The organism is Streptomyces cahuitamycinicus (assembly GCF_002891435.1).
Classification (GTDB): domain Bacteria; phylum Actinomycetota; class Actinomycetes; order Streptomycetales; family Streptomycetaceae; genus Streptomyces; species Streptomyces cahuitamycinicus.
In genome coordinates this window covers 1-16486 of sequence record NZ_POUC01000045.1, presented here as the reverse complement: position 1 = coordinate 16486, position 16486 = coordinate 1, and the positions used below count along the sequence as shown (strand labels likewise).

General features: G+C 68.2%; 13 protein-coding genes and 1 pseudogene. 5 read left to right on the top strand and 9 right to left on the bottom strand.

Annotation, left to right across the window (positions count from 1 at the left end; all coding sequences use genetic code 11):
• Nucleotides 1–286: 286 nt before the first annotated feature.
• The 3 genes and pseudogenes from C1J00_RS45135 to C1J00_RS46545 form a co-directional block, all read right to left on the bottom strand.
• Nucleotides 287–898, bottom strand: coding sequence for a hypothetical protein (locus C1J00_RS45135; protein ID WP_180989472.1), 612 nt, complete (start codon nt 896–898; stop codon nt 287–289).
• 246 nt (nt 899–1144) lie between these two features.
• Nucleotides 1145–1324: a hypothetical protein gene (locus C1J00_RS46550; protein ID WP_245936270.1), complete on the bottom strand. Its 180-nt coding sequence runs from the start codon at nt 1322–1324 to the stop codon at nt 1145–1147.
• 127 nt (nt 1325–1451) lie between these two features.
• Nucleotides 1452–1958: pseudogene (locus C1J00_RS46545) on the bottom strand (RHS repeat-associated core domain-containing protein); the annotation flags it as partial.
• A gap of 453 nt (nt 1959–2411) precedes the next feature.
• Here C1J00_RS46545 and C1J00_RS09040 point away from each other — a divergent pair.
• From C1J00_RS09040 to C1J00_RS09020, 5 genes are all read left to right on the top strand, one after another.
• Nucleotides 2412–3503 (top strand): PP2C family protein-serine/threonine phosphatase, encoded by a 1092-nt coding sequence (locus C1J00_RS09040; protein ID WP_102908516.1) that lies wholly within the window; start codon nt 2412–2414, stop codon nt 3501–3503.
• Nucleotides 3504–3532: 29 nt separating this feature from the next.
• Entirely contained in the window at nt 3533–4069 is a 537-nt protein-coding gene (locus C1J00_RS09035) for a MarR family winged helix-turn-helix transcriptional regulator (RefSeq protein ID WP_102908515.1), read from the top strand.
• Between the two features lie 192 nt (nt 4070–4261).
• On the top strand, nt 4262–4990 hold the full coding sequence (locus C1J00_RS09030; RefSeq protein WP_245936269.1) for a hypothetical protein: 729 nt from the start codon (nt 4262–4264) through the stop codon (nt 4988–4990).
• A 674-nt stretch (nt 4991–5664) separates the two neighbouring features.
• Nucleotides 5665–6066: a nuclear transport factor 2 family protein gene (locus tag C1J00_RS09025; RefSeq protein ID WP_102908514.1), complete on the top strand. Its 402-nt coding sequence runs from the start codon at nt 5665–5667 to the stop codon at nt 6064–6066.
• Between the two features lie 209 nt (nt 6067–6275).
• Nucleotides 6276–6671 carry a nuclear transport factor 2 family protein gene (locus C1J00_RS09020; protein WP_102908525.1) on the top strand — a complete coding sequence of 132 codons (396 nt, stop codon included), beginning with the start codon at nt 6276–6278 and terminating at the stop codon, nt 6669–6671.
• Between the two features lie 242 nt (nt 6672–6913).
• Here C1J00_RS09020 and C1J00_RS09015 read toward each other — a convergent pair whose 3' ends face one another.
• The 6 genes from C1J00_RS09015 to C1J00_RS08990 form a co-directional block, all read right to left on the bottom strand.
• Nucleotides 6914–9256: a right-handed parallel beta-helix repeat-containing protein gene (locus C1J00_RS09015; protein WP_102908513.1), complete on the bottom strand. Its 2343-nt coding sequence runs from the start codon at nt 9254–9256 to the stop codon at nt 6914–6916.
• Between the two features lie 135 nt (nt 9257–9391).
• Nucleotides 9392–11338 (bottom strand): alpha-L-fucosidase, encoded by a 1947-nt coding sequence (locus C1J00_RS09010; protein ID WP_102908512.1) that lies wholly within the window; start codon nt 11336–11338, stop codon nt 9392–9394.
• 408 nt (nt 11339–11746) lie between these two features.
• On the bottom strand, nt 11747–12484 hold the full coding sequence (locus C1J00_RS09005) for a FadR/GntR family transcriptional regulator (protein ID WP_102908511.1): 738 nt from the start codon (nt 12482–12484) through the stop codon (nt 11747–11749).
• Between the two features lie 152 nt (nt 12485–12636).
• A complete protein-coding gene (locus C1J00_RS09000) occupies nt 12637–13680 on the bottom strand; it encodes an ABC transporter permease (protein WP_102908510.1) in 1044 nt (347 codons plus the stop codon).
• A 2-nt stretch (nt 13681–13682) separates the two neighbouring features.
• Entirely contained in the window at nt 13683–15287 is a 1605-nt protein-coding gene (locus tag C1J00_RS08995; RefSeq protein WP_102908509.1) for a sugar ABC transporter ATP-binding protein, read from the bottom strand.
• A gap of 143 nt (nt 15288–15430) precedes the next feature.
• Nucleotides 15431–16423: a sugar ABC transporter substrate-binding protein gene (locus C1J00_RS08990; protein ID WP_102908508.1), complete on the bottom strand. Its 993-nt coding sequence runs from the start codon at nt 16421–16423 to the stop codon at nt 15431–15433.
• Nucleotides 16424–16486 lie beyond the last annotated feature (63 nt).

Sequence of the window (16486 nt, the reverse complement as noted above, 5' to 3'; positions counted from 1 at the left end):
GCGAGCTGACTGACGTCGCCGACCCGACGCAGTGGAGCACGGGCGTTTCGGTAGAGGACGCTGCTGCCGCCCTGAAGGCTCTGGTCGGCACCCTCTCTCGGCTTGACCCGGAGTGCGCGGAGATCCTCGCCGTGGTGCCTGTGGCTGCGGCCGCCGTCCTCGAACGTGCTGAGCGGGCAGGCGCCGGGGTCGTTCGCTTCTTCGGCTGCTGCTCGCATGCCGCCCGGCGGCCTTCTGCGCCAGGGCCCGTCCCACGGGCGGATCGTGGTTGCGGAGTCAGCGCGGGTTATTCCGGGTTGTGCAGGTCCAAAACGTTGCCCAATTGGGTGAACGATGAGTTCTCTCTGCGCATAGCGGAAACACGCGCTCGTTCACCGGGCAACAGAACAAGGAGCATCAAGGGCCCTGCCACGGCTCGTCTGGAGATCGCCGGTGTCCCTGACGCGGCCGGTGACAAGTACTCGATCTCGATGAGGTCCGCGCCCCCGCTCACCAGAAGCTCCCAGGTATGTACGAGTTCTCCTTCGTCACCGTCCGGGCCACACCCGGTGTGGACAAGGGACTCGGATTCGGCGACGACGGACATGGAAGCCCCGGCGAGTGCGTCCTCGACCATGGCCGAAGTGCCCAACTCCGTGCCGACGATGCCCCCGCTGAGATGGTCCGGGCACTCCCAGTCACCGTCCGCGCGCCGCACGGAGTAGTACAGCTCTTCGGCAATGAGACCGTCGTCCCTGCGATGCAAGAGCAGGACGAACCCGAGGTCGCGGCTGATCCACACGTCAGCGACGATGACAGTGTCAGCGGGGATGGCCAAGTGGCGTGCCGCCCCGCGGTCGGTTGGTGGGTGCCCCAGCTGGAGGGCGTTCTCAGCAATGTCGGCCATCGGCGTTCTCATGATCTTCTTGCTTCCTCGTTTCGCGGAGTTCCTAGAATCGGCCCTGCGTTCATGGCGACCCGTGGGGGTGGCGCGCCGGGAGAGCACGCCACCCCTCTCTTCTGCTTAGGTGCGGGGCGGCCGACGCCTATGCGAGTCGGCCGCCCCGCACGCCGGATTACTTGGCCATGCAGGAGTAGGACATGTCAGCCATATATCCGTTGAAGCCGGAGACCATGACGGCCCCGTAGGTCCAGATCCTCGTCCCTATCCTCGTCCTGGCTTCACCTGGACGTTGTAGTGGACCGCCCAGCCGATCTTGCCTGGGGCCTTCCAGCTTCCCTTGGCCTGCAACTTGCGCATCTTGCCGCGCTTGCCCGGGGGGCCACCGTGCGTCTCCCCATAGGTGGCGTTGTAGAACACCACGTAGCGGTTGAGGGACCCCATGATCTGGACGTTGATGTAGTAGCCGATGAGGGGTAGCCGTTCTTCGCGGTACCGCCGCCCCGTCGGCTGACGATGATGCGCATCCCGTACCCATTTTTGATCCGCGCTTGCCGCACTTCGGGCTCATGCCGTCGGTGTCGGTGGCGTTGCACGGATCCGCGTTGGAGTAGTCGTAGGCGTTGGCGGAACCGCCAGGCACCGGGTCGGTTTGCAGGAAGCGCCCACGGGCGGGGTCGTAGAGGCGGACACCCATCAGGGTGAGACCGGTCAGGGTCTCGGCCGAGCGCTGCGCCTCACCGAGCCAGCCGTACCGGGGCGCTGCCTGGCCGGTGCGGGGGTTGCCGTACTCGTCGTTGTCCAGTGCCACCGGCGCCTGGGCGGCGTTCAGCGGAAGCTGGAGGCTGACGTCGCCGTGCAGGTCTGTGAGCTGGAGAACAGTGTCCCCCGACTTGCCGGTGGTCGCCGCCAGGCCTCTGGCGACGGACTGGACGTTGCGGGTCACCGCCCCGGTGGTGGTGTTCTCGACGATCCAGCGGGGGATGTCGTCGTCACTGTCATAGTGGTTGACCATGGACGCGGTCTGCGTCCATGACGAGCCGCTGCCCGTCTCCACCGTCCAGGACCTGAAGCGCAGGTCCAGATGACTCCGCAGAGCGCGCAGCTCGTGCGCATCGACGGCGGCCGGGCCGTGTACCGCGTTTCGTCGGAAACGTACCTCTTCACCGCGCGCAACGTACGCCCCACGTCGTGGCGCCGGTATACCGCGAACCGCGAGAGTGCGGCGCCTGATCTATGACCTATGACGAAAGTCAAAGGGATGACGGCGCGACCCATGCAGTACACGATGCAGAGACGCGGACTGTCGCCGGCCTCCTCCAACCAATCACGGGGCGGCGGTGCCGTGTCTCCGTAGGTCATGGTCGGCCTCCCGTGTGTCGGGAATGTCGTCTCTCGGACTCGATTGGGTAAAGGACCCCGAGCAGGAGTCGTGTCGCGGGAGCGACCTTTGCATAGTCTAAAGGTGGGGGAGGGGCGCCTGTGGGAAAACCGGCGGCTCTCGACAGCCGCGACATCGCAGGAGTGCCGCATGACCGACCGGAAGTCGCCGTCGAGTTGGACGCTGCTGTCCTGCATGCCGGTCGTGGTGATGGCGGTGGTCGCGGTGACGGACATCGTGGCGGGACCAAGTGTCGGGTTCCTGCCGCTGGTCTCTCTCGGGCCGGCCTTCGCCGGCCTGGTCGGCGGGTGGCGCCGTACGGCCTGGTTCGGACTCGCCGCCCTCGTGCTGTGCGTCGCGCTCGGACTGTACGACGGGCTGTTCGACGAGCGCCGGGGCTACACCGCGCTGGCCTCCGTGGCCGGCGTCACCGGAGTGGGTGTCGCGGCTGCGGTGATGCGCTCGCGCCGGGAGGCGGAGCTGGCCAGCGTGCGGTCGATCGCGGAAGTCGCCCAGCGGGTGCTGCTGCGACCCGTGCCGTTGACGGCGGGTCCGCTGCACGCCGCGGTGTCCTACACCTCGGCGGTCGCCGAGGCCCGGATCGGCGGGGACCTGTACGAGGTGGTGTCCTCCCCGCACGGTGTGCGGGTCATCGTCGGAGACGTCCAGGGCAAGGGCCTGGCCGCGGTGGAGACGGCGGCCGTGGTGCTGGGTGCCTTCCGCGAGGCGGCGTACGACGAGGCCCACCTGTCGGGGCTGGGCGACCGCTTGGAGCGGAGTGTGGCCCGGGAACTGGAAGGGGAGAAGTTCGTCACCGCGATTCTCGCCGAGATCGGCACGGCTCACGAGGCGGTCTTCCTGAACTACGGGCATCCGGCCCCGATGATCGTGCGCAGTAACGGCACGGTCGACTTCCCGCAACCGCATGCCTTCGCGCTGCCGTTGGGCCTCGGGGCGCACGGAAGCGAGGGCCCGGAACCTTATCGGGTGGGCTTCGCCCCGGGCGAGCAGCTTCTGCTGTACACCGACGGCGTCACCGAGGCCCGCGACGAGGACGGCCGCTTCTATCCCGTCGGTGAGCGGGCGCACCTGCTGAAGAACGTGGACGCGCACCGGGCCCTGGAGGCCCTGCGGGAGGATCTGGCCCAGCACTCCGTCGGACCGCCGCACGACGACGCCGCGATGCTTCTGCTGCGCTACCACGGTCATGGGGAAGAGAAATGTGTCCCACCAAGTGAGTGAGCAGGCACTTCGCACGGTAAAAAGGACGCATGCCGGAGCGTGAGACCCCCGTGGGGACGATGGACGACGTGGACCTGGTGACCCGGTCGGTGCTGACCGCGTCCCGCCTGCTGGTGGGGATCTCCGCGCGCTCCCTCGCCGCTGTCGAGGAACGGGTGACGCTGCCGCAGTTCAGAATGCTCGTGGTGCTGTTCACGCGCGGCGCCACCAAACTCGTCACCCTTGCCGACCTGCTCCAGGTCGCCCCGTCCACCGCCATGCGGATGGTCGACCGGCTGATCGCCGCCGGCCTCGCCGACCGCCAGTCCAACCCCGGCAACCGCCGCGAAACGCTGCTCCAGCTCACGGAGGAAGGCCGCCGCACGGTCGCGGACGTCACCGCCCGCCGCCGCGGCGCGATCGCCGAGATCGTGGAGCGACTGACTCCGACGCAGCGACTGGCGCTCATCGAGGCGCTGGCGGCCTTCAACGAGGCAGGGGGAGAGCCTCTCGCTCCGGCCCAGGACGAGACGGAGTCGCACCCGCTGGGGTGGGCGATGGACGTTCCTGCGGCCGGAGACGTCTGACGCGCACGGGGTGGTCCTTCTCAGCCCGCCGGCCGTTTTGCATAATGCAAGGGAATCGAAAGGGAGCCGGCCCTGCTGCCGGATCCCGGCAATGCGGACGGTGCGTGTCTGTCCGGCACCGGGCAGTGCGGAGCGTTCCCGATCGCACCATGATGGCGGAGTCGCAGACGAGGCGGGAAGGGGGTGGCACGCATGCTGCGTGTACAGCACTCCGCGACCGCGGAACCGCACCTGATGGAGCGTCTGCGCAGCATGGTGTGGGGGCCGGCCGAGTTCGTCGGGGCGCCGCCGCTCCGGCTGGCCGCGAAGGGAATCCTGGCCGGGTGTTTGGCAGCGGTCGCCATCATCGGCAGTACGGTCGCCGGTGCCTGGTACGGGATCACCGGACTGGCCGTCGGTGAGGGCGGTCTGGTGTGCGCCGCCCTGCTCGTCCTGTACCTGTGCGGGGTGCGGGCAGGACGTGCGCTGGTCGGTGCCGTCGTGGTGCTCGCGGTCGGCCTCGCCCTCCAGACACCCCAGGCCGCGGCGGGTTTCGTGCTGGCGGAGCGGGGGCGAGCGGAGTCCGTGGTGGTGGTCTCCGTTGAGGGCGCCTCCGCGGATGCCCGGGGCGGTGGCCGCTACCTCTGCTCGGTGATCGACCGGGACGGCGTCCCCATGAAGGTCCGTATCTGGCGCGGCTGCGAGCAGACCACCCGACCTGGTGACGTGATCGCCGTCGTGCACGACGTGGAGGGGCGGGTGCCGCCGCGCGGTGCGGAGGGAGGGGGGTCAGCCCTTGACGCCCTGAGCGGACTCGGCGGCTGGCTGGCCGGGCTTGTGTTCGCATGCGTGGTCGCCGTCGTGCGTTCCTACCGCCTCTCCGCTCCTGACCGAGGGCATCGCCCGTCGCCCTGGACCCCGCCGACATCGACGCATTCGTAAAGCGTCTCAACCGCTTCACGGCTTGAAGTCGCGCCGGATACCGACCTGCGATCGCAGCGGCCTGCCCGGCGCCGGACACCACCGCGACGGGTAAGACTGGCGCGCCTCTGATGGGGCCGACTGCTGCGAAGCATGACCGCCTCGGCTGATGGCACGTCCTCAATCAACGGGCTTGTCGGGCTCCGACCTGTGTAAACGCAGTCCTCCAGGCGCTCGTCACCTGGTACCTGTGGGACGTATTGGTATGACCTGGGGGACCCCGTCGACCTTCGTGCGCAGTTCGCGACAGCGCACAGGTCGGCGCTGAGCGATGACCACTGACGAGTATCGATCATGGACCTCTCCTCCACGCTTGCCGGCGCAACCGGTTCGTCGACGCCGTGAGCACCGAGGATTGCGCCGCGGTAGCAGGCATCGTCGCCAACGGAGTCGCCCGACACCAGGTCGGCCTGTACCGCGCTCTACCGCATGTGGCGACGGCCGGCGAGTCCTGGAGGGCTGAGGACGACCGGGATCAGACAGGCCCAAGGGCGACCCCTGCCGGTCCCGTCGACCGGGTACAACCGATAAATGTGATGTGCGACACGCCTCGCCATTGGTTACGTTGAGGTGACCGGTTACTGGTGGTGAGTATGGGCGTCAGCGGAACGCACTTACCGAGGAAGTGAGCGGCCATGGAGTCCAGTGCCGTACTCAGCATCGCCCGCCAGTACGCCGCCGCAGTGTCGGCCGGGGATTTCGGCGCGGTGACGCGCATGTTCACCGACGACATCGTGTGGCATCAGCCGGGCGGGAACCAGTTCTCCGGCAGTCACCGCGGCGCGGCCGCGATCGGCGAGATGTTCGGCGGCATGATGACGGTCACCGAGGGGACGTTCGCACTCAGGACGACCGGGGCCCCCATGGTCAACGGTGCGCTGGTCGCCACACCGGTCCACTTCTCCGCCAAGCGTAACGGCGAGGTGATGGCGATGAATGGCGTCGACCTCCTGAGGGTCGAGGGCGACCGGATCGCCGAGGTCTGGCTCTTCTCCGCGGGCCAGGGCGGTGAGGACGACTTCTGGGGCACCGCCTGAGGGTGGGCCGCTTCCATGGGAAAGGGACGTCTCTACCGTCCTCGGTAAATCGGTCGGCGTCCGCAATGCCGCCCGCTTCAGCAAGGCCGGGAACATGCCGCGTGCGGCATGTGGCCGGTCCCGGATGGTGCCGACCGGGTTACGAACTCAACTCGCAAACAGAGCAGTGCCGTTTGTCCCGATGTCCGGGACGTAAGGAGCAGATGGTCATGAGCAGCAGGAACGTCGACATCGCGCGTGAGTACTTCGAGTCGATCCAGAAGGGTGATCTGGCCCGGGTGGGGGAACTTCTGGCGGAGGAGGTCGTCTGGCATCAGCCGGGTGGCAACCGGTTCTCCGGTGAGCACCAGGGGCGTGACGCGGTCTTCGCGATGCTCGGCGGGATGATGGAGGCCAGTCAGGGCAGCTTCGCCATCGACGTGGTCCATGCCCTGATGGGCAACGGCGACATGGTGGCCGCCTCGATCCACTTCGCCGGCCGGCGCGAGGACTCGTCCATGAGCATGGACGGGGTGGATGTGCTGCGCCTGGAGGACGGGAAGATCGTCGAGATGTGGCTGTTCTCCGGCGACCAGGCGGCCGAGGACGCATTCTGGGGGAAGTAGGGAACGGCGGCCTGGGCCCCGGGGGCGTTGGCAGCCGTCCCGGTGGAGCCCCGGCGTCGGCCCGGGCCTGCTCCGCCAGGCGGTTCAACACCCCGCTCCGCGATGGCCAGTTCATCCCGGTCAGGCCTGGACCTCCTGGAGTTGCGCGGCCAACTCCTGATTCCACGGAAGGCGGCTGGGCAGGCGCACGCCCCGGTGCACCCGCCCGCCGCCGCCACGCCCGCCGCGTTATGTCGAGGCCGCTACTTCCGCACGCCGGTCGCGCTGAACTCCTGTACGCCGACCTTTCCGTTCTGGTTGCTGTTGCGCACGTAGAGCCGGATGTTGGTGGTGGCGACCTTGGCCGATGGTCGGTAGACGACCGGCGCCGTCGTGTTGATCGCCTGGTAGGGCATGATGTCGATCCAGGCGTCCTGGCTGGCGCTCCACCGCTGCACCTTCCAGTGGGTGGTCATCCAGGTGCAGCAGTTGTCCTGCTGGATGGTGAAGGCGAACCGCTCGTAGTCGGCACCGAGATCGAACTGCACCCAGGACTGGTTCACGTCGGAGCCGGCCTCGCCGGTCTCGGTGACGCCGTCCCAAAGCTTGCCGAGACCGCTGTCCCAGGCACTGCGCTGCGACACGGTGGAGTGGTCGGCCAGGTTCTCCCCGGGCACCTTCCGCCGCAGCGCGGCGTACTCCGGTTCCAGGCCCGCCTGTTTCATGATGGTCCGCGCCTCGGCCGGCCACGCACCATCTGTCACCACGTGCGGTCGCCCGTCGCCGTCGTAGATGGCCCCGCTGAGCCAGTTGTCGGCGAAGTCGGTGTAGTTGTGCGACGCGTACACCGACAGGGGCTTGCGGTAACGCGGGGAAAAGTCGAACCGCCCGCCCTTCCCGACGTTGTAGTCCCAGCGGGTCTGGTGACTCTGGTTGTCACTGTAGTAGTTCGCTGTTGACGTCGAGTGGTGCACGTGGTTGTGGCTGACCTCGCTGCCCGGCCACGACCCGAACGAGTAGACGGCCCCCGAGTCGTGTACCCCCCAGGGCTGCTTGGACGTGGCGTTGTACACCTCGTTGTGGCTGAACGTCGTCCTGCCGATCCCGTCCACCCCGTCGAGGAGGCTGGTCTCCTCCGCCTTGCGCTGATGGAAGCCGCTGTATGCGGTGTCGTAGACGAGGTTGTGGGTGACCGCCACGTTGTAGGTGTTCATCAGGCTGATCCCGGTCGCCGGGAAGAAGTCGTCACCGGTGTCGGTCACGACGTTGTTGCTGATCGTCACATTCTTGGTGCGCTGGGCGCCGTTGACGTGCACGTCCATCCACCGGCCGGCGATGACCCCGGCGGCGGTCAGGTTGTGGAAGAGGTTGCCGGTGACGGTGACGTCCTCGGCTCCGGTCAGCAGCTGCAGTCCGCCGCTGCCCATCTTGCGCACGGTGTTGTCGGTGAAGGTGATGTCGCGGGCGTTGGTCAGCTTGATCTGACCGGGCACCTCGCCGCCGTAGCCGTCCTGGTTCGGATCCTTGAAGGGGTCGTCCGCGTACTGCGCCTCCGCTTGCGTGCCCCCGATGAACCGGTCCCGAGGCATCAGCCAGTTGCCGTGCTCGAACGTGATGCCGTCGAACGCGATCGCGCCCGCCTTCGCGGACGGGCTGGACCCGGCCACGTTCACCAGCGTCTCCACCGTCGGCACGTACGCCCCGGCCTGGTTGACGTCCTCTCCCGCCCGCGGGTAGTAGTACACCTTGTTCGTCGCCCGGTTCAGGTACCACTCGCCGGGAGAGTCCAGCTCCTCGAACGCGTTGAGCACGTAGAACGTGTCGTCGTAGTCCAGCGAGAAGCCGTCGTCGCGGTTCAGCCGCGCCTGGAAGTGCGGCTGAGCCAGGCGCACCCGCTTATGGGCGCCGCTCGCGCTGATGTCCGCGACAGGGAAGTAGTCGATCTTGAAGCCGATCGCGATGTGCATCAGCCGAATGTCGCGGACGTTGGTGTACGCCGGAACACTGCCCGCCGGGAACTGCACGCCGTCGTAGGAGCGGGTCGGCCGCTCCGGGTTGGCCGGCGGGTTGGGGATCGATGCCTCGTCGAAGAAGCCGCTGCCCGCGATGCCCTTGCCCATCGCCAGCTGAGCCCGCCGGCCGCCGACGTAGAGCTGCCGGAAGTAGTCGGCGTAGCCCGCCGACTCCGGTACGTCGGCCACCAGGTAAGGCTGGTCGGTCACCCGCTTCCAGCCCGTGACGGCCTTACCACCGTCAATGATGGGTGTCTCACCCGGATACGCCTGGTAGATGACTTTGAACCCGTTGGAACCCGAGTCCGCCTCGGTCAGGTTGAAGGTGGCCGTCCGGGTATGCCGGCCCCCGCGCAGGCATACCCGGAGGTCGGCCCGCATGTCCTTGTTGAGCTCGTGCTGTCGGATGTGGTCCCGCGCCCGTTCCAAGGTCGCCCAGGGGCGATCCGGTGAGGTTGCGGCGTTGTCGTCGCTGCCCGACGCGGAGACGTAGAAGGTGCACGCTGCTGCCGCCTCCGCCGTACCACTGACCATCAGCCCAGCAGCCAGCGTTACCGCCGCCATGGCGCCCGCGGCCACTCTGTGTTTGCTCATCCACTTCACTTTCGACTTGTGTATGGCACAGGGCGCACGCAGCCGACCCGCGGGGCGCGAGGTGCCCGAGCACCTCGCGCCCGCGGGGGGACCGTCGCCGCTGCTCCACAACAGCAGGCCCCGGACAGCGGCAGGTCAGGAGGGGACGATCTGCCATTGCTGCCGCGCCTGTGACGCGTACGGCTGCTGCTCGACGTTGGCTCCGTCGGCGGTGCTGCCCTCGTCGACGCCGAGGGCAAGCCCGCTGTAGCGGTTGATGAGGAAGTAGTTCCCGTCACCGGTGGGTGTGACGGCCCAGTGCTGCTGGGGGGCCTTGGCGTCTGCCCAGATGCCTACGTTGCCGCCGTCCGCGCGAGAGAGACCAGCGACCTCCAGGAGCTTGCCGCTGCCCACACCCTTGATCGTGTAGTAGCCGTCGCCGGTGTTGGTGAAGGTCCACTTCTGGTTCGCCCGGTTGAGCCATGGCCACTGATGGACGTTGGTGCCGTTGGTGGTGCGCGCGCCCTCCACGTCGGCGACCTTGCCGCTGTGCCGGGCGACCAGCCGGTAGACGGTGCCGTTGCCGGGCAGTGTGGTGGACAGCAGCGAGGGCTTGACCGAGCGGCCGCCGATCCTGAGGCCGCTGATGTTGGCGTAGTCGCCGGTGGCCGCGTTGACCTGGATCCGTACGAAGCCCACGTTCCGGTTGGGCCACTCGACCAGCTTGTACTTGCCGTTGCCGGCCCAGGTGCCGGTGGAGACCTGGGTGAAGGTGACGCCGTCGGTGCTGGTCAGGATGGTGTACGAGGTGATGTCGCCGTCGGTGGAGTTGGTGCGGTTCCACTGCTTGGGCAGGTACTCCAGGGTGGAGACGTTGCTCCACACTCCGCCCAGGTCGATGGTGATGGACTGTGGCAGCGGCAGGCTCCAGGTGGACCAGCAGGTTTCGTAGCGGACGTCGCTGAGTCCGTCGATGGCGTGGAGCGGTCCCTCGCCGGTGCGGAAGGCGGTGGCGTACGCGTTGACCGGTGTGACGGGGTGTTCGGCGCGCAGTGGCTGGGTGGGCAGTGGTGGCCGGGAGGTGTCCGGGCTCCAGGCGGCGCCCACTTCGGCGAGCCGGTTGACGACGTTGGTGTCGAGCAGGCCGTTGCGGTTGGGCGGGCAGTTGAGGATGAAGGAGGTGTACTTCGGTTCCAGGTCGGCCAGGTGCGACAGGATCGCGGCCTTGCTCATGAGGCCCTCGGTCGGGGTGGAGGGGTGCCAGAACCAGCCGTTGCTGATGGTCTGTCCCTGCATTCCGGCGTAGGTGTTGCCCGTCGGCGCCGTGATGCCCAGCGGCTCCTCGAAGAAGATCGCGTCGCTGAGGAAGGGCTCCACCAGCCCACCGATGTCGATCATGACGCAGTCCGGCTGCAGCTCCTTCACCAGTGCACGGATCCGCTGGTAGGAGACGGCCTGCTGCCCCATCTGCCATGCGTAACCATCGGTCATGAACATGTCGATGGTGCCGTAGTTGGTGAGCAGCTCGCGGATCTGACCGAGCATGAAGGTCATGTCGCCGGGCTGGATGGCATCGGTGATTTCGAGGCCGCTCACCTTGTGCCGGCTCTCCCAGGCCTCGACGCCGAAGGTACGGTCCCAGATCGAGTAGTAGAACCCGACCTTCAGCCCCTTCGCCCGGAACGCGTCGCAGTACGCCCGCACCACGTCCTGCTTGTAGGAGCTGTTCGCGACGTTCTGAGTGCCATAGGCGCTCGGCCACAGGGCGAAGCCGTCATGGTGCTTGGTGGTCAGGATGCCGTAGCTCATCTTCGCGGCAGCCGCCGCGTCGGCCCACTGTGCGCAGTTGACGCTCGGGGGAGCGAAGAGGGTGGGGCTCTGGTTGGGTTCGGCCCACTCCTGGTTGGTGAACGTGCCCAGGCTGAAGTGGTTGAACATGCCGAACCGCATGTCGACCATCTTGCTCAGGTTGGTCTGCGTGTCAGCGGCGGCCGCCTGCGACAGAAGGCCGGAGAAGCCGGGGACGATCGGCAGGGCGGTCGCGGCGGTCGCCGCACCCGCCGCGCCGAGGAACGTACGGCGAGACATTCTTGATGAGGACATGACCCACTCCTGTGTATCGGTGGCGATGATTTCAGTGACGACGTCCCAGATGGCAGTCGACGAGCTGGGCGCCGGGGGCACGCACGGATGGTCAAACTGGCTGTGAAACGGTGCTCCGCCGGAACCTGCCGGCCGAGCGGGTGCCAAGCGGAGGGCGACCGCCCAAGGTTGGTGGCCGGGCTGTCGTGGGAGGTGCGATCGGCTCCGCAATGAGCGGCGAATGAGCAGAGCAGGGCCAGGACATTCCAGGCGACGAGCGGGCCGAGATCCCGTCTCTTGGTGCGCGACTCGACCGCCCCGCAACGGCGCGGCGTGGCTCGCGCGGTGTCGCACCGGCTCTTGTGGTGGCACCGCTCCGCAGGCCGGCAAGGTCCGACAGGACAGCCGAAGCGGCGGTCAGTCGCAGCGTCACACTCCCGAGCGGTGCCATGGCCCATCCTCGCTGTCAGTCGTCGATCGTCGTATCGGGGCATCGGTCAGACTGGTGGCCAGCCACTGCTCCACGGCCGCGATGTGGACGGCCGCCGCGGAGGCGGCGAGCAGGGCGTCGCGCGACTGAAGTGCGCTGAGGATCTGCTCGTGGTCCTGGTGGGCGTTGTTCAGGGCGTTACCGGTCTGGCTGCCGCGGACGATGCGGACTCGCTGTGTACGGGTGGAGAGCACTCGCAGCAGCATCGACAGCACGGGGTTGCCGACGGCTTCGACGATCCTGAGGTGGAAGGCGATGTCGTGGGCGACGAACTCCTCCGCGGTGGTGACGGCCCGGGACCGGTCGAGGATGTTGCGCAGTTCCTGGAGGTCCTCCTGCTTCAGCAGGGCGGTGGCCAGTCCGGTCGCCTGCGGTTCGAGCAGCCGTCGTACCTGGAGCAACTGCAGAGCGGTGTGGCCCTGGGAGACGTCGGCGGCGAAGGAGAGGCTTTCCAGCAGGAGGTGGGGCTCGAGGCTGGAGACGTACGTGCCGTCGCCCTGCCGGGTGATCAGGATCCGCATGGCGGTCAGAGCCCGGACGGCCTCGCGCAGGGAGTTCCGGGACAGGCCGAGCTGTCCGGCGAGGACTTCCTCCTTGGGCAGCCGGGAGCCGGGCTCGAGTTCGCCGGCGACGATCATCGCTTTGATCTTGTCGATCGCCTCGTCCGTCAGTGCCACGAGGGTGCCTCTCTGAGTCGGGGATGCGCCGCTCCAAGGAGCTCCGCCGGGTCCGGCTCCTGGCCGGCGGGGCCGCTTACGCCGCCTCGGTCCGGTCCCGCAGACGGTGCCACGCGGTCACCCCGGAGCAGCCCACTGCCTGCGGGTCGGGTCTATTCCTGCTTCTCGCCGGAGGCGAAGCGGGAGATGATCAGGGCGACGATGATGATCGCGCCGTTGAGGAACTGGTTCCACAGCGGTGGTACACCTGCCAGCGTCATGACGTTCACGACGAGTTGGAGCGTCAGGACACCGGTGAGCGCGCCGAAGATCGAGCCCTTGCCGCCGTTGAGGCTGACTCCGCCGATGACGGTCGCGGCGAAGACCTGGAAGATCCAGCCGCTGCCCTGGGTGGCGGAGATGGAGCCGTAGTGGCCGCTGTAGAGGATGCCGGCGAACGCGGCGAGGACGCTGCCGAGGATGAGGACGATCCACACGATGCGGTCGACGCGGATGCCGGCGGTGCGGGCCGCCTCAGGATTGCCGCCGATCGCGTAGAGCGCCCGCCCGTGCCGCAGCCAGGCCAGCGCGCTGCCACCGAGGGCGAACAGCACCACGCAGATCCAGATCGCGGCGGGGATCCCCAGCCACGACGACTTGCCCAGGTAGGTGAAGGAGGACGGCAGTTCCACGATGGACTGGCCCTCGGAGAGGGCGACCTGGAGACCCCGCAGCATGGTGAGCATGCCGAGGGTGACGATGAAGCCGTTGAGGCGCAGCTTGAGGATCAGGAAGCCGTTGACGGCCCCGATCACCACACCCACCAGCAGACAGAGCGGTACGGCCGTCCACTCGGGCAGCAGCCCGAGGCCCGTGAACCGGGCTCCGCTGGTCGGCAGGACCAGCCAGACGGCGATGACGGGTGCCACGCCGATGGTGGACTCCAGGGACAGGTCCATCCGGCCGCAGATCAGGATCAGTGCGGTGGCCAGGACCAGCAGGCTGAGCTCGGTGGACTGCTGGGCCACGCCGATGAGGTTGTCGGCGGTCAGGAAGGCCGGCGAGACGATGAAGCCGATCAGGCACAGGACGAGGATCGCCGGGACCAGGGACAGGTCCCGGAAGCGCCCGAGGTCGACCCGGCGGCGCTTGGCGTCCGCGGCGGCCGGCTCAGCCGTGCTCACTATGGGCTCGGTGAGATCTGTGGTGGCGGACATGACTACCTTCCGTGCTCGTCTGCGGCGGTTGAGGCGGATGCGGGTGACGCGGTGGCCGGGACCGTGTCGCCGGTGACGCCCTCGATGGCGGCGACGAGGGCATCGTCCTTCCAGCCGCGGTCGAACTCGGCGACAAGGCGCCCGTGGAACATGACGACGACCCGGTCACAGACCTTCAGGTCGTCCAGTTCGTCGGAGACGATCAGCGCGGCCTTGCCGCCGTCCGCGACCTGCCGGATGCGGCGCAGGAGGAATTCCTTGGACTTGACGTCCACCCCGTTGGTGGGGCGGATGGCCACCAGGACGTGCGGATCGGTGGCCAGGGCACGAGCGACGACGACCTTCTGCTGGTTGCCGCCCGAGAGGGCGGAGACCGGGGTGGCGGCTCCCGGGGTCTTGATGTCGAGATCCCGGATCATGCGTCCGGCGAACGCCTTGGTGCGGGCGGGCAGCACCGTGCCGAACGGACCGAGCTGGTCGGTGACGGTGAGCGTCGCGTTCTCCGCCACACTGCGGTTGGTCACCAGTCCCTGAAGGTGGCGGTCCTCGGGGACCAGACCGACTCCGACGGCGAGCGCGGACGGCACACTGCCGGTGCGCACGGACCTGCCGCCGACCGTGATCCGGCCCTCGTCCGCGCGGTGCAGACCGGCGATCGCCTCACCCACCTGCACATTGCCGCTGGCGGTGGCGCCGGCGAGCCCGACGACCTCGCCGGAGCGGACCGAGAGGGAGACGTCCTCGCAGACGCCGGTCAGTGTCAGACCACTGATCGCCAGCAGTTCCGCGGAGCCGGACCGCGACGCCATGGGCCCGCCGGCGGGGGCGGTGACGGTGGAGGCCGATTCACCGGTCATGGCCTCCACCAGTGCCCGGTGGCCGAGTTCGGCGACGGGCGCGGTCAGGATGTGGGCCGCGTCGCGGTAGACGGTGACCGTGGTGCACAGGTCGTAGACCTCTTGCAGATGGTGGGAGATGAAGAGGAAGGCGACGCCCTGCCGCTGGAGATCGCGGAGCTTGTCGAAGAGCCGGTTGATGCCGCGGGCGTCCAGCTTCGCGGTCGGCTCGTCGAGGATGATGAAACGGGCGCCGAACGACAGCGCCCGTGCGATCTCGATGAACTGCCGCTGCTCGACCGTGAGCTCCCTGGCCCGCGCGGCCGGGTCGACGGCCACGCCGTACTCGCCGAGCAACTCCTCGGCACGTCGGCGCAGTTGCTTCCAGCGGATGGGCTGCACCACCCCGGCGCTCTGGCGGTTCAGGAAGAGGTTCTCGGCGACGGTCAGGTCACCGATGACAGTGGAGTGCTGATAGACGCAGGCCACACGCGAGCGCCAGGCGTCGATGTCGCCGAGGGCGGGCGCCGGCGCGCCGGAGAAGCGCAGGGTGCCGGAGTCGGGCTGCTGCAGGCCGGTGAGGACGGACACGAGCGTCGACTTGCCGGCACCGTTGCGTCCGACCAGGGCGTGCGCCTCACCGGGGGCGACGGTGATACGGGCGTCGCGCAGCGCGACCGTCGCGCCGAATCGTTTGCTGATGCCGGTCGCGTCGGCGACCGGGGCCGGAGTGCCGGGGCCGGTCGCCGGGCCGGTCGCGGTGTCCGCCATGGTGGATACCGTCCTTCGTGTACGGAGGCTGGAGCCGGGGCGCGGGAGGATGTCCGCGCCGGCGGGGCGTGTGCCCGGGGGACGAGGGCTGCGCGTCCCCCGACGCGGCGGGCGGAAGTGCCGGTGATCGGACGTGCCGGTCGTCAGCCGACGTTGTTGCCCCACAGGGTCTTGTCGTCGACGTTGTCCTTGGTGACCAGCGGGGCGGGCAGCTGGTCCTCGAGGCCGTTGTCGAGCTTGACGATGGTGGAGTCGTGGTCGGTCTTGCCCGGCTTGAAGGTCTTGCCCTCGGCCGCGGCCTTGGCGTAGTACAGCGCGTACTTGGCGTAGAGATCGGCGGGCTGGGAGATGGTGGCGTCGATCTGGCCCTTGCGGATGGCGTCGAACTCCTGCGGGATGCCGTCGTTGGAGACGATCGAGATGTGCCCCTTCTCCCCGGCGGGCTTGAGCAGGCCCTTCTGCTCGAGGAGGGCGAGGGTCGGCTGGAGGAAGACTCCGCCGGCCTGCATGTAGATGCCGTTCAGGTCGGGGTGCTGGGCGAGCAGGCTCTGCAGCTTGGCGGAGGCCACGTCACCCTTCCAGTCGGTGGGCAGCTCGAAGACCTTGATCTTCGGGAACTTCTCCTTCATGCAGGAGGCGAAGGCCTCGGAGCGGTCCCGCCCGTTGATCGAGTCCAGGGCGCCCTGCAACTCGGCTACCTTGCCCTTGCCGCCCATCTGCTCGCCGAGGAACTCACACGCCTTGGTGCCGTAGGCCCGGTTGTCGGCGCGCACGACCATGTAGACGTCGCCCTTGTCAGGGCGGGTGTCGACGCTGATCACGGGGATCTTCTTCGACGCGAGGGCGTCGAGCGTGGAGGCGATGGCCCCGGTGTCCTGCGGGGCCATGACCACGGCCTTGGCGCCCGTGTTCTGGAACACCTGCACGTTGGCGACCAGCTTGGTGACGTCGTTCTGCGAGTTGCTGATCGGCAGCGCGTCGATGCCTTCGGACTTGACGCCCTTCTTCACGTACTCGGCGTAGGAGTTCCAGAAGTCGGAGTCGGAGCGCGGCAGGTCGATCCCGATGGCGGGCTTGTCACCGCCCGAGGCGACCGAGTCGGTGCCTTCGCGGTTGCACGCGGTGGCGAGGGCCAGTACCGCGAGGACGGCGGTGGCTGCGGCGGTGGAGCGGGTTCGAGCTGCCTCTTATACACATCT

Excerpts from the sequence above, each read along its gene's own strand:
- C1J00_RS45135 (WP_180989472.1), bottom strand. The coding sequence starts at position 898 with ATGAGAACGCCGATGGCCGACATTGCTGAGAACGCCCTCCAGCTGGGG.
- C1J00_RS46550 (WP_245936270.1), bottom strand. The coding sequence starts at position 1,324 with ATGGGGTCCCTCAACCGCTACGTGGTGTTCTACAACGCCACCTATGGG.
- C1J00_RS09040 (WP_102908516.1), top strand. The coding sequence starts at position 2,412 with ATGACCGACCGGAAGTCGCCGTCGAGTTGGACGCTGCTGTCCTGCATG.
- C1J00_RS09035 (WP_102908515.1), top strand. The coding sequence starts at position 3,533 with ATGCCGGAGCGTGAGACCCCCGTGGGGACGATGGACGACGTGGACCTG.
- C1J00_RS09030 (WP_245936269.1), top strand. The coding sequence starts at position 4,262 with ATGCTGCGTGTACAGCACTCCGCGACCGCGGAACCGCACCTGATGGAG.
- C1J00_RS09025 (WP_102908514.1), top strand. The coding sequence starts at position 5,665 with ATGGAGTCCAGTGCCGTACTCAGCATCGCCCGCCAGTACGCCGCCGCA.
- C1J00_RS09020 (WP_102908525.1), top strand. The coding sequence starts at position 6,276 with ATGAGCAGCAGGAACGTCGACATCGCGCGTGAGTACTTCGAGTCGATC.
- C1J00_RS09015 (WP_102908513.1), bottom strand. The coding sequence starts at position 9,256 with ATGAGCAAACACAGAGTGGCCGCGGGCGCCATGGCGGCGGTAACGCTG.
- C1J00_RS09010 (WP_102908512.1), bottom strand. The coding sequence starts at position 11,338 with ATGTCCTCATCAAGAATGTCTCGCCGTACGTTCCTCGGCGCGGCGGGT.
- C1J00_RS09000 (WP_102908510.1), bottom strand. The coding sequence starts at position 13,680 with ATGTCCGCCACCACAGATCTCACCGAGCCCATAGTGAGCACGGCTGAG.
- C1J00_RS08995 (WP_102908509.1), bottom strand. The coding sequence starts at position 15,287 with ATGGCGGACACCGCGACCGGCCCGGCGACCGGCCCCGGCACTCCGGCC.